Origin of the sequence: Streptomyces sp. NPDC006739 (assembly GCF_042869815.1) — a bacterium.
Lineage (GTDB): Bacteria > Actinomycetota > Actinomycetes > Streptomycetales > Streptomycetaceae > Streptomyces.
The window spans coordinates 205,461-224,910 of record NZ_JBIAGM010000015.1; the positions used below are offsets into that span (position 1 = coordinate 205,461).

Consider the following 19,450-nt stretch of genomic DNA (forward strand, 5'->3'; position numbering starts at 1 on the left):
CCTTTGCTAGTGGACGTTGGCGGCGGACGCGTAGAGCGCGCTCTTCAGCTGGAACGGGGTCATACGGGGACCGGTCGACAGGACGCGGGCGCACAGCCCGGTGATGAAGGGCGTGGCGAAGCTGTTGCCCGTGGTGCGGATGGTCGTGCCGCCGAGCCAGGCCACCTCCACGTTCTGGCCCGGTGCGAAGAACTCCACCGGGGGCCGCGGGTTGTACAGGTACAGCTCCGGGTCGTCCTCCTGGTGGCTGCCCACCGAGATCACCGACGCGAACCGCCAGGGGTAGCTCTCCACCGGGGTGTTGTGCGCCGACGCGACGATCACCGTGCCCTGGAAGTACGCCTCGTCGGCCAGGGCGTGCAGTGCCTCGGCGAAGCGCGTCCTGGTGGTCGACAGGCTGAGGTTCACCACGTCGAACCCCTGCCGGACGGCCCAGCGCAGTCCCTCCAGCAGCACCTCCCCGGTGCCGGAGAACCGCTCACCCAGCACCCGTACGCTGTACAGCTCGCAGTCCGGCGCGACCCGGCGGACGATGCCCGCGCAGGCCGTGCCGTGCCCGCAGGTGTCCCCGGTGCCGGTCTCCTCGACCCGCAGGCCCGCCTCGTCCTTGACGACCACCCAGGAGCCGTGCACCCGTCCGACGGCCGGGTGGTCCCGTTCCACGCCGGAGTCGACGACGCACACCCGCACGCCGTGTCCGGTGGCTCCCTCGGTCGCGGCGCCCACCGTGTCGGCGGCCACCGGAATGTCCTCGGGACGTCTGCCCCGCAGGCTCCAGGTGAGCCCGCCGGACCGCGCCGTGCTGGTGGTCATCCGTGCTCGTTCCGTTCTTGGGGCAGGAGATCGTGGGGCAGGAGATCGTGGGGCGGGGGTTCGTGGGCGGCCCGTTCGGCCCAGCGCACGCCGGGCCGATGGCCCTTGGCGGCGAACACCGCCCGCGCGTCGGCCGCCCGGGCCGCCGCCCGGTCGTCGCGGCCGAGCAGCCGGAAGGTGTGCGCCTGGTCCAGTGCGGCCAGGGCCCGTACCACCGGGGAGTCCGTACGGCCGGCCGCGTCCACGGCGCGGGCGGCGAGCCGTAGCGCTTCGTCGGGGCGCCCGCGGGCGGCGGCGAGCCGGCCCGACAGTCCGTCGAACTCCGCCGCCTCCGCCCGCGAGCGTCCGCTGTCCCACCCGAGCCGCCCCAGCACGTCGGCCGCCGCCGGCCAGGCACCGCGGTCCGTGAGGAGCCGGGCGGTCTCCAGGCCGATGCTGTCCAGCAGGGTGGCCGCGCCGAGCCGCCGGGCGCGGCGGGCGGCTCGGTCGAGCAGGCCGAGGGCCCGGTCGCCGTGGTCCGCCAGCGCCTCGACCATCGCGGTGAACAGGGGGAGGACGACCTCGGTCTCGGCGTACCCGAGCTCCTCGGCCAGCCGACCGGCCTGCGCCAGGCACTCGCGCGCGCTCGTCCACTGGTCGTCGAGGGCGTGCAGGACGGCCAGCGGGCAGTTCAGGGTCATCCGGACGGTACGCCGTCCGGGGCCGTGCTCGGCCAGCAGCGCCCGGCAGCGGGCCACCGCCGCCGGTACCGGTTCCGGGCCGCGCCACAGGGAGATGCCGATCGCGCCGAGCGCGGCGGCCCGTTCGGGTTCCTGGTCGGCGGCCACCGCGTGGGCCAGCGCCCGGGTGAGACGGCGGTCCGCCTCCCGGTGCCGGCCCCGTGACTGGCACCGCTGGGCCAGCCGCAGACAGGCCTGGGCCTGGCCCAGTTCGTCGTGGGCCGCTTCGAACACCGGCAGGACCGCCTCGGCCGCCTCGACGGGAGACTCGCCGTCGTGGCCCAGCGCCGCCAGTGCCAGCCGGGCGTGGGCGCTCTCCACCGGGTCGGCGGCCGTCAGCGCCCGCAGGAGCAGGGCGCGGCCCTCGTCGCCGCGGCCCAGCGCCGAGCGGACCTGGCCGAGCCGACGGGTGGCGGCGGTGCCGTCCGGCTCGCCCGGCCCGCGCAGCGCCACGGACCGGGCCAGCAGGTCCTCGGCCCAGGGGAGGTCGGAGCGGGCCAGTGCCTGGGCCCCCGCCCGGCCGAGCGCGTCGGCGGCCCGCAGACGCAGCGCTTCGGTCGCCGCGTCCCCCTGCCCGAGGTCGGTGCGGTAGCCGTACGCCCGTTCCAGGTGTCCGCCCACCGCGGCCTGCCCGGCGCCGAGCACGGACGGCAGGGCGGCGGCCTTCTCGTGCCCCTCGGCCCTGGCCCGCTTCGCCATGCTCTGGTACGTCACCTCCTGGACCAGGCCGCTGCTGAACCGGAAGGCCCCCCGGGGGCCCGGCTCCACGAGGCGCCGCCGGCTCAGCCGCGCGAGGGCCGGTCCCACGCCGTCGCGCGTGCCGCACAGCCCGGCCAGCTCACCGGGCGCGAACTCCCGGCCGATCACCGACGCCAGATCCAGGGCGGCCCGCTCCGGTGGATCCAGGGCGTCGATCCGCGCGCCCAGCAATGCCTGCACGGTGGGCGGGAGTTCGTCCTGGGAGCCGGTCTCGGCGGCCGCCGCCAGCAGCTGTTCGAGGTGCAGGGGATTGCCGTTCGCCCGCTCCAGCAGCCGGGCCGGGGTGCTGTCCCAGTGGGCGCCGACATCCGTCAACCCGGCCGCCAGGAGCACGGATTCGTCGTACGGCAGTCCACGCAGCGGCACCACCCGCGCCGGCGGCTCCGCCATGCCGGGCCGGGTGTCCAGCAGTTCCGGCCTCGACAGGCAGACGACCAGGACGGCCGCCCGGTCCAGATCCCGCGTCAGCCGGTCCAGGACGTCCAGGAGCAGCGCCCCGGACCAGTGGCAGTCGTCGATCACCAGCACCACCGGCCGCCGTGCGCAGAGCGTGCCCAGGACCCGGACGAGGGCCGCGCAGGTGTCCTCCACCGTCGGGTTGGGCGTGCCGTCGAGCAGCAGGCCGCCCGCCAGGATGCGCAGCGCCTCCGCGTCGCGCTCAGCGTCGCCCTCCGCGTCGCCCTGCGCCACGCCCCGCTCGGCCGTGAGCAGGGAGGCCACCGCGTCGGCCAGCGGGCTCAGACTGCCGTGGTCGCCGTACTGCCGGCACCGCCCGACGCCGCAGCGGACCGTGCGCGTCTCCAGCCACTCCCTGAGCAGCCGGGTCTTTCCCTGCCCCGCCTCGCCGTGCACCAGGACACGCAGGGCGCCGTAGCCGCCCGCCGCGAGGGCCAGCGCGGCGTCCAGAGCGGCCAGTTCGGACCGTCGCCCGATGAACGGCACGTCGAAGCGGCGCAGCAGCTCCGGGTCGTCCTCGCCGAGCCCGAGCAGCCGGTACGCCCGCACCGGCTCGGCCTTGCCCTTGAGGGACAGCGGTCCGACGGGCTCCGAGCGTACGGCGGCCCCGGCGGAGCGCAGGGTGTCGGGGCCGATCAGGATCTGACCGGCCCCGGCGTTCTGCTCCAGACGCGCGGCGACGTTGACGGTCTCGCCCGAGACGAGCGCCTGCCGGGCCGAGGCGTCCGAACCGGACACCACCTGGCCGGTGTTGACACCGATCCGGACGTCGAGCCGCACACCCAGCGTCGCGTCGAGCTCGGTGTTGAGGCCGTCCAGGGCGGCGAGCATGCCGAGGGCCGCGGCCAGCGCCCGGCGGGCGTCGTCCTCGTGCACCGCCGGAACGCCGAAGACCGCCATCACCGCGTCCCCGATGAACTTCTCCACCGTGCCGCCGTGGAACTCGATCTGCCGTCGCATCAGCTCGAAGTAGCGCAGCGTCACCGACCGCAGCGTCTCCGGGTCGAGACCGCCGGACAGCGCGGTGGAGCCGACCAGATCGCAGAAGAGCACGGTCACGACCTTGCGCGACTCGGTGCCGCGCGGTGCGGCGGGGGACTCGTGCGGCGCGCCGCACGACGAGCAGAAGCGGGCTGCGGGCGGCAGCGCGTCACCGCAGACGGAGCAGGGCATGGTTCGGCTCCTTCCAGGTCGTACACGGCTCAGAAGAGCGCGCCGCCGGCGATCTCGCTGTGGGCCTGCACCTCGGGCCCCACCTCGTCCAGCCGGGCCTTGATGTCCACCAGGACCGCCAGTTCGTCCGGGCTGAGGGAGTCGAGCACCGCCCGCTGCTCCGTGGTGAGCGCGTCGACGGCGAACCCCGCCCTGTACAGACGGTCGAGGGGTGTGGGGTCGTCAGTCATACCGGGCCTCCTGAGGGGTCGGACGAAGCGGTCGCGAGCCGCCGGAACAGACGGGTGATCCCGTCGGCCGTGCACAGGGCACTGACCCCGACCGCGGACTGCAGCGCGGGGGTCAGGGGGAGCGTGTCGAGAAGGCCGTCGAGCGCGGCGACGTGCCCGCGGTCCAGCTCCGCGTGCTCGCGCAGGGTGCGGAACGCCGCCGCGGGCAGACCGGTCCCGGCCGCGAGCCGGTCGGCCAGCCAGGGGGCCGGGGCGTTCTCCTCCAGCACCAGGATGTAGCCGAGCAGGGCCACCGGGTGATGGTGCTCGATCCAGTAGTACTGCGCCCCCGCGAGGTCCGCGACGACCGGTGGCGGCAGCCGGTCGAGCGCGGCGGCGGGATCGGCTCCCGTCACGGCGAGATCCTCCAACAGCCACCGGTCGTGCCCGCGCTCGTCCCGCGCGTGCCCCCGCAGATACCGCCCGAGCGGACCGGCCACCGGATCGCCCGGGGCCAGCTCGGCGCAGCGCCGCGCGGCCCGCTCCATGAGCGGCACCGAGGCCCGGATCAGCGCGTGCATCGCGTACAGGTACTCCACGTACCGGGGCCCCAGCCCGGCCGGCCGCCACAGCGCGGCCGTGGCGGACCGCAGCGCGGGCGCGGCCAGGCCCAGCTTGACGCGCAGCGCGACGGAGACGCTCGACGAGTTCACCGGCTGCCTCGCGGGACGGACGGCAGTGCCACCAGCTCGGCGTACGGCGCACAGCCGTACCGTCGCAGCAGCCGGACGGGGCCGGCGTCGGCCTGCGTTCGGGCGGCCTCCTGGTCGAGCAGTTCGCCGACCGGTCCGGATGCCTCGCGGACGGCGCCGGCGACCACGTCGGGCTGCTCGGACAGGCCGCGGCAGCCGGCGCAGTACCCGGCCGTGCCGCCCTGGGCCAGATACCGGTCGCGCAGAGCGGACGGTCCGACCGCCCGGATCATGCGCAGCATCGGCGAGGCCAGACAGCGGCGGCGCACGGTCGCCCAGTCGTCCTCGGCGACATGGCCGAGACGCAGGTGGGCGGGGACGGGCCGCAGGTCCACGGTGCGCTGGTTGCAGCAGGCCAGCACGGCGCCGTCGAAGGCCACCACCGGCCACGCGGCCATCGCACAGGGCAGCGAGCGGCCCTCGTCCGGGCGGTGCGCGCCGGCGGCGGCCCACGCTGCCGCCCGGCCCACCGGGCGCACCTCGTTGACGAGCATCGGCACCCGGTCGGCGAACTCCCGCCGGATCGCGGCGGTCACGTCCTGGAGGTAGGGGTCCCGCGGGCCGGTACCGGTGAGGTGGAAACTGACCGGGACGCCCGAGTCGAGGACCTGCCGCACGCTCCGGAAGACGTCGGCGCGGGGCACCTCCCGCTCGTGGAAGGCGTCGAGGCTCGCGGAGAAGTGGTCGACGGCGCTGACGGCCCGCATGACCGGCGGCGGTATCCGGCCGCTCCGGGCGAAGAACATCCCGCTCAGCAGCACGCTGCGGGAGCCGCGTGCCTTGACCAGGGCGGCCAGTTCACGCACCAGGCCGGGAAGCAGCAGCGGTTCGCCGCCCGTCAGCATCACGGCCTCGGGACGGTCCTCGGGCAGGAACGAGCCGACGAACCGCAGCAGGTGCGCGGCGACGGGTTCCTCACCGGCCATGGTGGAGGACGTCGAGCAGTGCGCACAGCCCAGCGGGCAGCGACGGGTGAGGGTGAGCAGCAGTCCGGCGCAGGGGACGGGCCGCAATCCGATGAACTCGGCCAGTTCCATGAGGTTTCCCGTCACTCGATGGTGTGCCGCTCGGTCGCGGCCACCGCCTCCCCAGTGTCGGGAGGGTCCGTACGGTTCCGGTTTGGCGACGGCTCACGGCCGGTATGTCCGGGCCCGGTGTCGTCGCCGTGACTCAGTGAGTCCAGCAGGGCCCGCAGCCGTGGACTGCCGGCCAGCACGCCGAGCGCCAGCAGCAGCGGGGCGGCGAGCAGGAGCGCGGCCACCGGTGCGCCGTAGGCACTGATCAGGAAGCCGGTGACGCCTGGGCCCAGCCAGGCGATGCTGATGGCCAGCAAGGTCATGGAGGTGCTCACCCGCCCCTGCAGTTCACTGGGCGCGTCGGCCATGACGGTGAGCGAGGCCAGCGAACCGACGAGGGGGAGTCCCAGCACGAGGAGGAAGACGGCGACCAGGGTCACCAGCTTGCTCCCGGTCGCGGTCAACGGGATGACCACCAGCCACTCGGCGGTGACCCAGGTGAGGATCAGGCTGGGACGCACCCGCCGCAGCACCCAGCCGACGCACATCCCGCCCACGATGCCGCCGCAGCCCGCCGCGGTGAGCACCACACCGGCGGCGGCCGGGTGGCTGCCCACGTCGGAGGAGTCGACGGCGGCGAGCAGTTCCACGGCCCGGCCGAGGAGATTGATGTAGACGACCAGCGCGATCAGCGCCAGCAGCGCCCGGCGGCTCAGCACCCACCGGATGCCGAGGCTGAGTTCGACGCAGAGGTCGCGCAGCCCGCCCACGGCGGAGGGCCGGACGGTGGGGGAGTGCCCGGAGGCCCCGGACGGTCCGCCGCGATGGGTGACACGGGACAGCAGGGCGAGCGAGAGCAGGTAGGAGAAGGCGTCGAGGACGAACGCCACCGGCGCGCCCAGGGTGAGCAGGACGCCACCGATGGGCGGCCCGACCGCGATGGCCACATTGGACCGGACGATGTTGCGGGTGAGCAGCTCCCTGCGCCGGTCGGCCGGGACGATCTGCCGGACCAGGCCGCCCTCGGCCGGGCTGAACAGGCTCGACAGCACGGCGGTCGCGGCGGCGGCGACGACCGCGACCGTGGTGGTGAAGCGCCCGGTGACCAGGGTGAACGCGAGGAACAGGGCGATCAGCGCCCGTCCGGCGTCGCACACCATCATCAGCCGCCGGCGATCGACCAGGTCCGCGACCAGCCCGCTGGGCAGCCTGGCCGCGAGCTGCGCCACGCCCACGGCGGTGGCCACCAGGCCCGCGTCGACGGCCGAGCGGGTCGTGGCCAGGACGGCGAGCGGGAGGGCGAGGGAGGTCATCTCGCTGGCGAGGTCGGACAGTGCCTGACCGGTCCAGACGAGCGTGAAATCCCTGTTGATCATGGACCCGCGGAACCCGCGGATCCCCCCACGGATCCCTCGAACCCCCTGGCCGGGCACGGCTGTCGGCGGGGAAGGCCGCTGTCGGAACACGGCGGTGCCTCAGCCGTCCGACTCACGGACGGCGACGTACAGCCCCTTGGTGTGCTCCTTCTCGTCGAGGCTGTCCGCCACCGTGCCGGAGATGTGCAGTCCGTGGCTGCCGACGAGGCGCAGGCCGGCCGCCGCGAGCAGCCGGGCGAACCGGTCGGGGCTGTGATGGGCCTGGAGGTGTTCGACGGTACTGCGCGTCCACAGGTCCGGATGTCCACGGTCGGCGGGGACGGTCCGGAAGGCGTCGATGGCCAGCCGGAACCGATGGGCCTCGCCCTGGACGTCGTGCCGGCCCCGCAGGGTCACGAAGGCCTGGTCGGTCTCGATGAAGTGCGGTGACGTCATCAGGTCGTAGCCGTGCGGGGTGTTGGCGTCGAAGACGAGGACACCACCGGGGTTCAGCGCCGCCGCGACGCTCCTGAACGCCTCGGCCAGGTCGGCCGGTTCCAGGAGGTAGTTGACGATGTCGCTCATGCACAGGACGACGTCGTAGGGGCCGTGCGCGACCGGCTCGCGGACGTCGTGCACATGGAAGTCGATGCCGCTCCCGGCATGCCTGCGGCGGGCCGTCTCGATCATGGCGGGACTGATGTCCGTCCCGGTGACCCGGTAGCCGAGGCCGGCGAAGAGCACGCTGCTGCGGCCGTTGCCGCAACCGGCGTCGAGGAGCCTGCGACCGGGGGGCGAGGCGCGCCTGATGAGCCCGTCGAGGATGCCGGAGAAGGCGGCGTAGTCGTCGAACTGCGTGAGGATGTCGTAGAACGGCGCGGTGGCGTCGTAGGTCACGGCGGCGTGATCCGGGCGCACGGTGGGCGTGGTCATGGAGACGTTCCTTCCTGGGGGAGGGGATCAGCGGCAGGCGTCCTCGACGGCGTCGGCGGCCAGGCTCTCGCTCTTGGTCTGCCGCAGGGCGTCGGCCAGTTGTCCGGCGCGGGCATGGAGTGCCCTGTCACGCGCGACCGCGTGCAGGGACGCGGCGCCGGTCGTGCGGGAGAGCGCGGCGGCCACGCCGGCGTTCCGGCAGGCGGCGGCGAGGACCTTCTGTTCGCCGCCGTCGGGCGAGACGAGCAGCGGGCGGCCGTGCAGCAGCGCGGCGAGGACGGGGGCGGAGGTGCCGCTGCTGACGACCAGGTCCGCTCGCTCCAGCAGTGGCCCGAGCCAGGGCAGGCGTACTGTCAGCACGTCCGGCGCGGACGCCTGGCTGGGCCGGCTCCGGCCCAGCTCCACGAGAGCCTGGAAGTCACCCGAGGAGAAGGCGGACTCGATCCACGGCCACAGGCCCTCCTCGTGGAAGGCCCGGGCGAGGTGGACGTACACCAAAGGCTTGCCCGTCCGCTCGATCGAGGCCCGCAGGGGTTCGAGGACCGCCGGGTCCGCGGGCGGCTCCCACCAGCAGGGGCCGACGTGCCGTACCTGTTCCGGCAGCAGCGAGCCCGGGGTCTCCAGACCGGGATGGCCGCGCAGCAGGAACACCGTGCCGAGCAGCGCCCGTTCGTCTTCCGGCACCTGGTGTGCGGCGAGACCGGCCTGTTCGCGCGCCCTGTGGTAGGGGTCGAGGCACTCCCTGAGCCGCCACGCCCGCTGGGCGGAGTCCTCGGCGACGGCTCCGCCCGGGAGATACGGCCACAGGTGGCAGGCCAGTCCGATCACGACGACCGGCAGGCCGAGGGCGGCGGCGGCGAGCAGCGGTCCGAGGCAGAGCACCGACGTCACCAGGACGTCGGGACGTGCGGCCCGTACGGCGTCCCTGACCCAGCGGTACTGGTCGGCCCCCGCCTGGAACCAGCGGTGGACCCGGAACAGGTCCGGCACGGGCAGGGCGGCGGCCGGCCGCAGGCCGATCCCCGCGGCCCCGGCGGCGGCCGCGGGACCGTCGGTCAGCAGGGTCACCGAGTGGCCGCGCCGCTGGAGTTCGAGGGCCACCGAGGTCGCCGGGTAGAGGTAGCCCGGGTCGGTGAACGGGCACATGAGGACCTTCACACGGGCGCCTTCCCCTCCGCGTGGCCGGCGGGCACTTGGCGGGGGCGCGGCCCGCGGGAGCGCAGCATCTCCAGCAGGCCGACGGTCAGCGCCCGGTCGAACGCCTCGTACACCGGCTCGGTGGTCTGGTGGACCGCGAACTCGCCGCAACTGACCCACACGGCCGGGTCGTAGTCGTGGTAGCCGGAGTCGATCGACCCCACTTCGTAGCCCGGTTTGCCGATCGTCTCCCAGCAGCTGTAGAGGGTGCCGTCGGCGTTGACGACCGCTCCGGTGGCCCCGTCGCGTTCCGTGCAGAAGCCGCAGGACTTCGCGCTGGGCCAGCCGACCTGGAAACCCTCGTCCAGGGCGGTGGCGTAGGACCGCAGAATGGTGGCCACGTCGCTCGCGGAACGGTCGAGCACGGAATCGAACATGGCGGCGTAGTTCAGCACCGGCGCGATGTCGATGGCGCAGCGGGAGGCGTCGACCCGGGTGGCGAGGTCGTGGATCAGCTCTTCCAGGAAGGGCAGTGCCTCGGGGGTCGTGTTGATCCGGAAGTTGAACGTCAGTGCGGTGTTCTGCTGGGCCGCGGCGATGTTGTCCACGATCCGGTCGAACGTCGGCCGGCCCGCCCGGGTGGCCCGTAGCCGGTCGTGCAGTGCCGCCGGGCCGTCCAGGGTGATCTGCGCGGAACGCAGTCCGGCCGCTTCCAGATCCACCGCCGACCTGGCGTGCAGCAGTACGCCGTTGGTGACCATGGACGCCGACACCGGGGCGAGCCGCCCGAGGCGGACCAGAAGGTCCAGACAGGCCGCGGGGTTGAGCAGCGGTTCACCCCCGAAGAGCAGCACGAACAGTCCGTTCACCCCGGCGGCGCGCATACGCGACCTGGCGAAGCCCGCGATGCGCTCGATCGTGCCGCTGTCGAGCACCAGCTTCTCGATCCGTGGCGGGTCGAAGCGTCCGGGGGCCGCGCTGCCGGTGTTCTGGAAGCAGTACGGGCACCCCAGGTTGCAGTTGGTGGCGGTCACGACGGTGAGGCTGTACCGGTCGGCCGGGCGTTTACGGTCGATTCCCACCCGTCGTACCTCTGCTTGTCCCTCCGGGGTGAGCCGTCCGGCCTCGGCGAAGGCCGGCGGGAGAAGGGCGACGCCGCCCGGCCCCAGGCACCAGATCCCGGACTTTCCCTCAAGAACCTTCAACGTCGCCTCGATTCCAGCCGTGTTGGGTGCGGCCGTCGCCGACCGGTGTGCGCGGCCGTGGGTGACGGCCGGGGCCGGGAGGGTGCTCGGGCACCGGTCCCGGCCCCGGCGCACTACCCAGGCGTCAGCGGGTCGCGGGGTCGTAGATGCCGCAGACGAGTTCGGTCGACTCCTCGAAGACCTCGGTCTCCGAGGCGGCGGCCTCGCTGTGCGCCTCGACCTCGGCCTCGGCGTCGGTCGTGGGCTCGGTGATGTCGGCCATGGTGATCCCCTCTCGTAACGGAACAGGTCCAGGCGTGCTCGGAAGCGGTACGGCCCCGGTCAGTTCGGCTTGGGGTCGTAGATTCCGCAGACCAGCTCGGACGCGCTGTCGAAGACCTCGGTCTTCGGCGCGGTGGGCTCGCTGTGCGCCTCGACCTCCGCGTCGTCGGCGGTGGTGGGCTCGGCGTTGTCAGCCATGGGGGGCCTCCTCTCGGGAAGTGATGGGCTGTGGGTGGGCGTCATCAAGCTAGGCGGGCGGAGTTCGGCAACGGTCAACGCCGGGTATGGAACGGCCATTTCGGCAGGCTGCCCGGTGTGCGGGCGCGTCCAATTCCCGCGAGGCCACCGCTTTCCGGCCCGGTGACATGCGAACGCGGCTCCAGATCGTGGCCTCCCTTCGGAAGGCGGGAAGACCTGAAGCCGCGTTCAGTGTTTTTCCGGGTGGAAATCAGAACAGCTCGGGGCCGGAATAGACGGCGCAGAACCAGACACCGGTGGAATCCTCGAAGACCTCCGTCCCGCGGATCCCGGCGGCGCCGTGCGCCTCGACCTCGGCCCCGACCTCGACCCCGGTCTCGGCCCCGACCTCGGTCTCGGCCCCGTCGTCGTGCAGGGGACCCGTGTCCTCGGTGCCGTCGTGCATGAGCGATCTCCTTCCGCGCCGGTCAGATGGGCCGAGGGTCGTAGACACTGCAGACCCAGCCGGCGCCGACGTCGATGACCTCGGCCGCGGGGAGCATGTCGAGCGAGCCGTGTACCTCGACCTCCGCGTCGGTCTCGACGGGGTCGGGGTGTGTGGTGTCGGGCATGGATGATCTCCTTCCACAGAGGGGCAGGACCGGATGAGCGGAGCCACGCTAGGCGAGCGCGCTTAAACAGCTGCCTGCCGGCGGTATGGAAATGCGTCCGGCCGGCTCGGCAATGGCATGCGCCGGGTCCGCCGCGTCCCGTACGGTCCCGAACCGCTGTTTCACCGTTTCCGAACCTCTCCCGTCTACCTTCCGGGAATGGCGTACGACGAAAGGCCCCAGGAAGCGCCGCGGCCGGTCCGCTTCGGTCGTGAGTTGCTCCGCGATGTCGTGGAGGCGGCTCGCGCGAGGACGGGCGCGGAGGCCTGGCGCAGCCAGGCCGGGCGGAAGTGGCACCACCTGGTGCCGCCACAGGGTCAGGACCGGGTCCAGGGCTGGAAACTGCATGTGTCGGCGACCCCGCTGTCCGCACCCCTCGTGCTGGCGCAGACCGCGCCGGTGCTGCTGCGGCACGGCTGCGCGTTCAAGTTCGCCGCGACCCTGGACCAGGTGGTGGAACTGACCGACGGCCGGTGCGAGCGCGGGCGGGGAGGCAAGTTCCTGACCGCCTACCCGGACGACGACGAGCAGTTCAGGGCGCTCGCGGAGGCCCTCGACCGGGCCACATCGGGTCTGCCCGGGCCGCCCGTGCTCTCCGACCGCCCTTACCGGCCGGGCAGTGTCGTGTCCTACCGATTCGGAGCCTTCCGTGGCGTGGAGGTCCTCACCGACGACGGGTCGTCGGAGGTGCGGCTGCGGGCACCGGACGGTACGACGGAGCACGACCGCCGCCAGGCGTGGTTCTCGCCGCCCCCCTGGGCCGACCCCCCGTTCGCCGAGACCGGCCGGCCCGAGGACGACGCGCCCGGGGGCGGCGCACGGCGCGCCGCCGGATCGGGGACGCGGATCGGGGGGCGCTTCACGGTACGCAGGGCGCTGCGGCACGCCTACCGGGGCGGGGTCTTCGTGGCGCTCGACGCCGAGACGGGTACCGAGGTCGTCCTCAAGCAGGCGAGGCCCCATGTCGGCTCCTGGTTCACCGGGCAGGACCTCAGGGACGCCCTCCGTCATGAGGCACGGGTGCTGGCCCTGCTCCCGGGTGTGGCCCCGCGGCCCATCGGCCTGTTCGAGCACGAGGCAGGCCTGTTCCTCGCCGAGGAGTTCATCCCCGGACAGACCCTGGGTTCCTGGGTGACGCGACGGCGTCGTGCCGACGGCAGCCTCGGCGCGCCCGTACCCGAGGTGAACGGGATGGTGGGCGGGCTGGTCGACCTGCTCGCGGCGGTGCACGCGCAGGGGCTGGTGTGCAGGGACTTCAACCCGAACAACGTCATGGTCACCCCGGAAGGCTCACTCCGCCTGATCGACCTGGAACACGCGGTCGTTCCCGGCGCCCCGGCCCAGGGGATCATGACTCCCGGATACGCGGCGCCGGAACAGCACCGCGGCCGTTCGCCACGGCCCGCGCCGACACCCGCCGCCGACCTGTACAGCCTGGGCGCCGTCCTCTTCTACCTGCTGACCGGTACGCACCCGCTGCTGCTGCCCGACGAGCCCGCGGACCGTACCCCCGGCGGGCGGCTTGGCCAGTTGCTCGGTGAGGCGGGTTACGAGGAGCCGGCCGCCGAACGGTTCACGACGCTCTTCGCGGCACTGACCGCCCGGTCACCCCATGAGCGCTGGTCCCTGGGTCAGGTACGGGACCTTCTCGCAACGAGCGCCGAAGCGGGTACCGAGCACGTGGCACCCGCCCCCATACGGCCCGCCGCGCTCCCGGCCGGGGCGGCACGACGACGGCTGCTGGGGCGCGCCCTCGAAGACGGGCTGGCCCATCTGTCGCACACGGCGACCCCGCGGGCGGACCGTCTGTGGCCGGCCACGGGCACCTCCGAGGCCACGGATCCGTGCAACGCGGGACACGGCGCCGCAGGCGTACTCGGTGTGCTGGTCAGGGCCGCCGCGCTGCCCGGGGGCACCGTGACCACCGACACCGTCCGCAGCACGGCGGACTGGATCCGCGAGCGGCTCCCGCTCCTCGGACGCACCCTGCCCGGGCTGTTCTCCGGGCGGGCGGGCACGGCCTGGGCACTGCTCTCGGCCGCCCACCTGCTCGGCGACGAGGCGATGGAGCGGCGGGCGGTGGACCTGGCCCTCTCCCTTCCGGTCGTCTGGCCCCGTCCCGGCGTCTGGCACGGGACGGCCGGGGCGGGGCTGGCCCTGGTCCACATGTGGCGGGCGACCGGTGATCCCCGCATCGCGACACAGGCCCATGCGTGCGCGGACGCGGCGCTGACGGCGGCCGGACACACTGGACCCGACGGACCCGACGGACCCGGCCCGGACCTCCTGGGAACGGCCGGATACGGCTTCGCGCACGGCGTCGCGGGTGTGGGTGCCTTTCTGCTGGCGATGGCCGGCGCCCTCGGACGCGCCGACTGTCTGGAAGGAGCCGCCCGGGCCGGGCGCACACTCGTCGACGCGATGGAGGAAGCCGGTACCGCCGGGCACCGGCCGACGTGGCCCGACGCCGGCGACCCGACCAGAACACCGCGGTCCTGGTGCGAGGGCACCGCCGGTACCGGGGCCTTCCTGATCCGCCTGTGGCAGGTGACCGGGGACGCGTCCGCGCTGCGCTGTGCGCGGCGGGCCGGTGCGCTGGCGTGGCGCGACCGCCTGAACCCCTCGGGATCGGTGTGCCATGGCGCCCCCGGCAGCGGGGAACTGCTGCTCGACCTGGCGCAGGCCACCGGAGAGCAGCGCTACCTGGACCAGGCCGAGGCACTGGCGGCATGCCTGCTGAGCCGTCACGGACTGCGCGGCGCGAGGATGCTGCCCGCGGACGAGACAGGGCTGGACGTCTCCCCGGGATACGCCACGGGACTCGCGGGAACGCTGGGCTTCCTCGCGCGGATCCGGGACGAAGGTCCAAGGCTCTGGATGCCCGACCCGGCGCGCCTCCCGTCAGTGAGCGGCTCGCCGCACGGGACGAAGCGAGCGCTAAGGCGTGTCGGCGACGGCCGTCTCCCGGGCGTACAGGTGGACGAGACGTGGCAGTGAGTAGGACGCCGTGTGGGCCGTCACCTCACAGGGGGGCGAGGTGAGAACCCCCTGCTCGATCAGCAGCTCCAGCTCACGCTGCGCCCGGTCCGGGCCCCAGCCCAGGGACTGCGCGGCCTCCGCCACGGTGAACGTCCGCGCCGGCGGCAGCGCCGCCAGCTTCCGCACGGCCGACCGGTGCGAGGCGTCCAACTGCCGCCAGGCGTCGGCCAGATGCGAGCGTACGTCGATGTCGCCCGCCACCAGTCCGTCCAGCACCGTCCGCTCGTCGGCCAGCCGGGCCGCGTACTCATGGAGCGGCAGATGACGCAGGACGGCCAGTTTGAGGCCCGCCGCCCGCACCGCCAGCGGCAGATGCCCGCACGCCGAGACGATCCGCTCGGCCGCCGCCCGGTCACCGAACACCCGGTCCGGGCCGATCAGCCGGCCGAGCAGTTCCAGCGCGTCGGTGCTGGTCAGCGGCGGCACCTGGACGCGGTGCGCCGGGGCGAGCCCGGCGAGCTGGGTGCGGGAGGTGACGAGGACGGCACTCGGTCCGGTGTCGGGCAGCAACGGCCGGACATGGGTTTCGTCAGGGGCGTCGTCGAGCAGGAGCAGCACCTTGCGGTCCGTCAGCCAGGCACGCCAGAGCGTGGCGAGGCGCTCGGCGTGTTCGGCGCCCTTGGGCGCGGGCTCGGACGGGTTCACGCAGGCGAGCAGTTCGGACGCCACCGCCGCCAGAGAGCGGGGCGTTCCGTCCCCCTCCCGGAGCCGCACGCAGACGCGTCCGTCCGGGAACCGGTCCGCCAGCCGGTGCGCGGCGCGTCCGGCCAGCGCGGTCTTCCCCGCACCCGCCGCCCCCGCGACGACGGTGGTCGCCGCGCCGGGTGCCGTCACCTCCAGCAACTGCCGCAACTGGTCGCCGCGGCCGGTGAAGTCGGCGACGTCCGGGGGCAGCACCGCCGGTGTGCCGCGCCGCCGGGCCTCGACGGGGTGGACGGGGCGCCGTACGGGAGCCGCCTGCTCCTCGGCGAGGACCGAGCGGTACACGGACTCCAGCGCCGGACTCGGCGACAGCCCCAGCTCCCTGGACAGGCCCTGGCGCAGTTCGTCGTACGCCGACAGGGCCTCGGCCCGCCGGCCCGAGCGGCACAGGGCCGTCATCTGCGCGGAGCGCAGCCGTTCCCGCAGCGGATGCGCCTCCGCCAGGGCGCCGGTGATCTCGGCGACCTCGCGGAAGCGGCCTGCCTCCAGCGCCGCCTCCGACCAGTCCTCGCAGAGTGTCACATAACGGGCCGTCAGGCGGGCGACCTCGGCCCGTACCGCCTCCGAGCACGCCAGCTCCCGCAGCGGGAGACCGGTCCACAGGTCGCGGGCCCGCCCCAGCAGCCGGGCGGCCTCCTCGAAGTCACCCCGGTCGGCCGCCTCACGTCCGGCCCGGGCCGCCGTCCGGAACAGCAGGGCGTCCAGCTCGGAGTCGGCCAGTTCCAGCAGATAGCCTCCCGGGCGGCTGACCAGCCGGTCACCGGCACCGGCCCCGGCCAGGATCTTGCGCAGCGCGGAGACGTAGACCTGGAGGTTCTTGCGCGCGGTTCGCGGAGGCTCGTCGTTCCACACCGCGTCCGTCAGCACGTCGACCGGGACCACGGTGTTCGGACGGCAGAGCAGCATCGCCAGGACCAGCCGCTGCTTGAGGGGACCGAGCGGGAGCGCGCACCCCCGCGCTTCGGCGCGCAGCGGCCCGAGGACGGAGAACCGCAACGTGCCCTCGCGGGCTTCCTGGACATCGGCGTCGGTGGTCGCTGGAAGGTGCTCGATCACGGGGAGGTACACGTGCGCTCCTGTGTCACGGGAACGGAGGCGACCGAGGCCTGCGGTTCGGGCTCACCGCGCTCATCGGACGCATCGGGCCAGGACGACAGTGCCGTGGACCGCGCTCCCCAGCATTGGGGAAACCCCCAAGCGTGGGGAAATCCCCGAGCGTTGGGGAAACCCGCACGCGGGGAAACCGCCGCGTCGGCTCATCCGCCGCCGTCGAGGTCGGTGCGCTGGCGGAGCACCCGTAGCTCGTCACCGGCGAGACCCATCCCGTACAGCTTCCCGCGCGCGTTCTCGAAGGGGCGGTGAAGGATCATCATCAGGCGGCCGTCGCTGGTCTGCGGCCATCCAGGGCTGTTCGGACGGATCGACGTAGAGCGTTCCGTCGCGGGTCATGGGGTGCTCGGGCGGAGTGGGGCGTGCCGGATGGCTCGCGACCCGGAACGGCGTGCCCCACTGGGTGCGCGGACGAAGTCCGGCGCGGGTGCGCGCGGCCGACCGTGGGCAGAACCTAGCCGGCTTCGCGGTCCAGGACGCGGCGGGCCGCCTCCGCCTCCGCCGCCGGCGGGGACAGCTCGTCGAGGGTGTCGAGTTCGTCGTCGGACTCCAGCTCCCTTTCCCAGGCCGCCGCGAGCCGTTCCCTCTCCTCGCGCGGCTTCGCGCCGACGGCCTCGCGGTGATCCGGGTCCAGAGCCGCCAGGAATCGTTCGACCGGGTCTGTCGCCATGGCGTGCTCCTTGTCGCCGGAACGGGTGCCCACGTCGGCCAAGCATGCCAAGCGGACCCGGGCCGGCCGTCCGACACAGCCGGGGAGCACCCGGATGGACCCGGTTCGTTCAGCCCGCGCCGGTCAGCACGGGGAGATAGCCCAGTGACTGCCCCGGGGCCGTCGGGTGGTACGACTCGGCGAGATCGAGCCAGTCGACGCTGTGCAGCCAGGGGGCGGCCGAACAGATCTCGTGCCCGGTGAAGGCCGCGCGGACGTCGGCGAAGCGGAACCCGTGACCGGCGGCGCGTGCGGAGATCACGCTGTCGAGACGGTCCACGGCACCGTCGAGCGCGGACCGTTCCGCCTCGTCCAGGCCCCCCTTGCAGGTGCCGTGGGGCCGGTAGAGGCGGGGGTAGCCGAGGACCACGACACGGGCGGCGGGCGCCTTGCGGCGGATGGCCGCGTAGAGACGGTCGAGATTGCCCGGGAGGGTGCCGTCCATGAAGGAGCGTGCGCGGGCCACGGCGGACAGGCAGGCGTCATGGCCTTGCAGCACGCAGATCTCCATGACGTGGGAGAAACCCGAGTCGCTGCCGCCGACCGTGAGGGTCACCAGGCCGGTGCGGGAGTTGAGGGGGCCGAGCTGATGTGCGAGGACGTCGCTGGTGCGGGCGCGGTCGCACGCGGTGAAGCTGAAGGACGACGGCGCGTGGGCCGATGCCCACAGGGCCGGGAACGCCAGGCCGCTGCGCAGGCAGTCCGCGCCGGAGGCGAGGTAGGCGCCGGCTCCCACCCCGGCCGAGTAGGAGTCACCGAGGGCCACGTAGCCCGTGGCCGCTGTGCTGGGCACCGCTTCCGTGGCCACGGGGCCCGCGAGGGTGCAGGCGGCCGCGAGGAGGAGCGACGACCCACCGGAGGCTATTCGGGACTGTTTCATGACTCTCCTCTATCGCGCCCCGGCCGCGCCCACCCGCCCTGACCGTCCTCCCCGCCCTGCCGTGTTGACAGGGGGCCGCGTCGCTGCGGGCTGCCCGAGCGCCCCTCCGCCGCGGGGCCGGCGCCTGCAGTGCGGAGCGCGGTCCGGCGCCGTCCGCCCGGCGGGGTTCACCCGCTGAGCCGTCACCCGTTCGGCGGTGACCAGAGCCCGGACCCGGCCGCTCGGAGGTCGTAATAAGCTGGGTGAACGTGAGATCCGGCAGGACGACGGCCGCGCCGAACCGCAGCTTGAGTGCGAGGAGTAACCGATGACAGTGGGAACCGAGCGAGCCGTACTCGCGGGCGGTTGCTTCTGGGGCATGCAGGACCTGGTACGCAGGCAGCCGGGCGTAGTGTCCACGCGTGTCGGGTACAGCGGCGGTGACACGCCGAACGCCACCTACCGCCACCACGGTGATCACGCGGAGGCCATCGAGATCCTCTTCGATCCCGCGGTCACCAGCTACCGTGACCTCCTGGAGTTCTTCTTCCAGATCCACGACCCGACCACCAGGGACCGCCAGGGCAACGACATCGGGCGCAGCTACCGGTCCGCCATCTACTACACCGGCGAGGAGCAGCGCCGGGTGGCCGTGGACACGATCGCGGACGTCGAGGCGAGCGGACTGTGGCCGGGGAAGGTGGTCACGGAGGTGGAGCCGGTCGGTGACTTCTGGGAAGCCGAGCCCGAGCACCAGGACTACCTGGAGCGGTACCCCGACGGCTACACCTGCCACTTCCCGCGGCCCGGCTGGAAGCTGCCCCGCCGCTAGGTCCTGTCGTCACATTCCCGTCGTCCGCCCGGAGGGCGGGTCAGGCGTCGCCGGACAGGCGGGAATGTGACGACAGGGCCTCTAGGGGGTGAGGCGGTCGACCTCCTCGACAGTGCTCTCGTAACTGGCGCGGAGGAAGGCGTGGATCGCCGCCAGCTGCTCGTCCGAGAAGGCGGCCATCAGGTGGCGGCTCCGCGCGTCGAGCCCTTCGTAGAACGAGGCGATCCGTGCGAGTCCCGGAGCCGAGGCCTCGACGAGCACCCGGCGGCGGTCCTGCGGGTCCGGTCGCCGTCGGACGTATCCCGCCTTCTCCAGGCGGTCGAGCATGTGCGTGACGGCGCCGGTGGTGCGCCCGAGCCGGGAACTCAGCGCTCCGGCCGTGCAGGCTCCGGCGCGGTCGAGCACGTGCAGACAGAGCAGATCGGTCTGCGCGATGCCCAGGCGCTGGGCGATCAGGTCCTTCAACCGTCCCAGGGCCCCGGCGAGGTCCGTCAGGGACGTGATGATCCGGTCAGCCAGTTCGTCCTGGTCGTCCGGTGGTTTGACGGGCATCGGGCCATCCA

At 73.5% G+C, this 19,450-nt stretch carries 19 protein-coding genes and 1 pseudogene; 2 read left to right on the top strand and 18 right to left on the bottom strand.

Annotated features, from left to right (window positions below):
* Nucleotides 1–6 precede the first annotated feature (6 nt).
* The 13 genes from ACFYMM_RS28340 to ACFYMM_RS28400 all read right to left on the bottom strand — a co-directional run bounded on the left by ACFYMM_RS28340 (nt 7) and on the right by ACFYMM_RS28400 (nt 11,597).
* Nucleotides 7–813: a S8 family serine peptidase gene (locus tag ACFYMM_RS28340; protein ID WP_388391324.1), complete on the bottom strand. Its 807-nt coding sequence runs from the start codon at nt 811–813 to the stop codon at nt 7–9.
* Nucleotides 810–3,920 (bottom strand): adenylate/guanylate cyclase domain-containing protein, encoded by a 3,111-nt coding sequence (locus ACFYMM_RS28345; RefSeq protein ID WP_388391326.1) that lies wholly within the window; start codon nt 3,918–3,920, stop codon nt 810–812. The genes ACFYMM_RS28340 and ACFYMM_RS28345 overlap by 4 nt, the downstream gene beginning before the upstream one ends.
* Before the next feature lie 29 nt (nt 3,921–3,949).
* Nucleotides 3,950–4,150, bottom strand: a complete 201-nt coding sequence (locus tag ACFYMM_RS28350; RefSeq protein ID WP_388391328.1) for an aroma-sacti cluster domain-containing protein — start codon at nt 4,148–4,150, stop codon at nt 3,950–3,952.
* Nucleotides 4,147–4,842, bottom strand: a complete 696-nt coding sequence (locus ACFYMM_RS28355; protein ID WP_388391330.1) for an iron-containing redox enzyme family protein — start codon at nt 4,840–4,842, stop codon at nt 4,147–4,149. The genes ACFYMM_RS28350 and ACFYMM_RS28355 overlap by 4 nt, the downstream gene beginning before the upstream one ends.
* Entirely contained in the window at nt 4,839–5,918 is a 1,080-nt protein-coding gene (locus ACFYMM_RS28360) for a radical SAM protein (RefSeq protein ID WP_388391332.1), read from the bottom strand. The genes ACFYMM_RS28355 and ACFYMM_RS28360 overlap by 4 nt, the downstream gene beginning before the upstream one ends.
* 11 nt (nt 5,919–5,929) lie before the next feature.
* Nucleotides 5,930–7,273 (bottom strand): MFS transporter, encoded by a 1,344-nt coding sequence (locus ACFYMM_RS28365; RefSeq protein WP_388391334.1) that lies wholly within the window; start codon nt 7,271–7,273, stop codon nt 5,930–5,932.
* 99 nt (nt 7,274–7,372) lie between these two features.
* On the bottom strand, nt 7,373–8,185 hold the full coding sequence (locus tag ACFYMM_RS28370) for a class I SAM-dependent methyltransferase (RefSeq protein ID WP_388391336.1): 813 nt from the start codon (nt 8,183–8,185) through the stop codon (nt 7,373–7,375).
* A gap of 27 nt (nt 8,186–8,212) precedes the next feature.
* Entirely contained in the window at nt 8,213–9,343 is a 1,131-nt protein-coding gene (locus tag ACFYMM_RS28375; RefSeq protein WP_388391338.1) for a glycosyltransferase, read from the bottom strand.
* Nucleotides 9,340–10,527 (bottom strand): radical SAM protein, encoded by a 1,188-nt coding sequence (locus ACFYMM_RS28380; protein ID WP_388391340.1) that lies wholly within the window; start codon nt 10,525–10,527, stop codon nt 9,340–9,342. The genes ACFYMM_RS28375 and ACFYMM_RS28380 overlap by 4 nt, the downstream gene beginning before the upstream one ends.
* Nucleotides 10,528–10,651: 124 nt before the next feature.
* Nucleotides 10,652–10,789, bottom strand: a complete 138-nt coding sequence (locus tag ACFYMM_RS28385; protein WP_388391342.1) for a hypothetical protein — start codon at nt 10,787–10,789, stop codon at nt 10,652–10,654.
* Between the two features lie 59 nt (nt 10,790–10,848).
* Nucleotides 10,849–10,986, bottom strand: coding sequence for a hypothetical protein (locus ACFYMM_RS28390; RefSeq protein ID WP_388391344.1), 138 nt, complete (start codon nt 10,984–10,986; stop codon nt 10,849–10,851).
* 250 nt (nt 10,987–11,236) lie between these two features.
* On the bottom strand, nt 11,237–11,431 hold the full coding sequence (locus tag ACFYMM_RS28395; protein ID WP_388391346.1) for a hypothetical protein: 195 nt from the start codon (nt 11,429–11,431) through the stop codon (nt 11,237–11,239).
* Nucleotides 11,432–11,453: 22 nt separating this feature from the next.
* A complete protein-coding gene (locus ACFYMM_RS28400) occupies nt 11,454–11,597 on the bottom strand; it encodes a hypothetical protein (protein WP_388391348.1) in 144 nt (47 codons plus the stop codon).
* A gap of 198 nt (nt 11,598–11,795) precedes the next feature.
* Between ACFYMM_RS28400 and lanL the strand changes: the two genes are divergently transcribed.
* Nucleotides 11,796–14,633, top strand: a complete 2,838-nt coding sequence (gene lanL / locus ACFYMM_RS28405) for a class IV lanthionine synthetase LanL (protein ID WP_388391350.1) — start codon at nt 11,796–11,798, stop codon at nt 14,631–14,633.
* Here lanL and ACFYMM_RS28410 read toward each other — a convergent pair.
* The 4 genes and pseudogenes from ACFYMM_RS28410 to ACFYMM_RS28425 form a co-directional block, all read right to left on the bottom strand.
* Nucleotides 14,574–16,445 (bottom strand): BTAD domain-containing putative transcriptional regulator, encoded by a 1,872-nt coding sequence (locus ACFYMM_RS28410; protein ID WP_388391352.1) that lies wholly within the window; start codon nt 16,443–16,445, stop codon nt 14,574–14,576. The two genes, lanL and ACFYMM_RS28410, sit on opposite strands and share 60 nt — an antisense overlap.
* A gap of 188 nt (nt 16,446–16,633) precedes the next feature.
* A pseudogene (locus ACFYMM_RS28415) lies at nt 16,634–16,768 on the bottom strand (glycoside hydrolase); the annotation flags it as partial.
* Nucleotides 16,769–16,941: 173 nt separating this feature from the next.
* Nucleotides 16,942–17,157, bottom strand: a complete 216-nt coding sequence (locus ACFYMM_RS28420; protein WP_388391354.1) for a hypothetical protein — start codon at nt 17,155–17,157, stop codon at nt 16,942–16,944.
* Nucleotides 17,158–17,266: 109 nt separating this feature from the next.
* Nucleotides 17,267–18,076 carry an SGNH/GDSL hydrolase family protein gene (locus ACFYMM_RS28425; RefSeq protein ID WP_388391356.1) on the bottom strand — a complete coding sequence of 270 codons (810 nt, stop codon included), beginning with the start codon at nt 18,074–18,076 and terminating at the stop codon, nt 17,267–17,269.
* 307 nt (nt 18,077–18,383) lie between these two features.
* On the opposite strand from ACFYMM_RS28425, the gene msrA reads away from it, so the two are divergent.
* On the top strand, nt 18,384–18,887 hold the full coding sequence (gene msrA / locus ACFYMM_RS28430) for a peptide-methionine (S)-S-oxide reductase MsrA (RefSeq protein ID WP_388391358.1): 504 nt from the start codon (nt 18,384–18,386) through the stop codon (nt 18,885–18,887).
* 81 nt (nt 18,888–18,968) lie between these two features.
* Here the strand turns inward: msrA and ACFYMM_RS28435 are convergent, their stop codons facing one another.
* Nucleotides 18,969–19,439 carry a MarR family winged helix-turn-helix transcriptional regulator gene (locus tag ACFYMM_RS28435; RefSeq protein WP_388391360.1) on the bottom strand — a complete coding sequence of 157 codons (471 nt, stop codon included), beginning with the start codon at nt 19,437–19,439 and terminating at the stop codon, nt 18,969–18,971.
* Nucleotides 19,440–19,450: the final 11 nt, after the last annotated feature.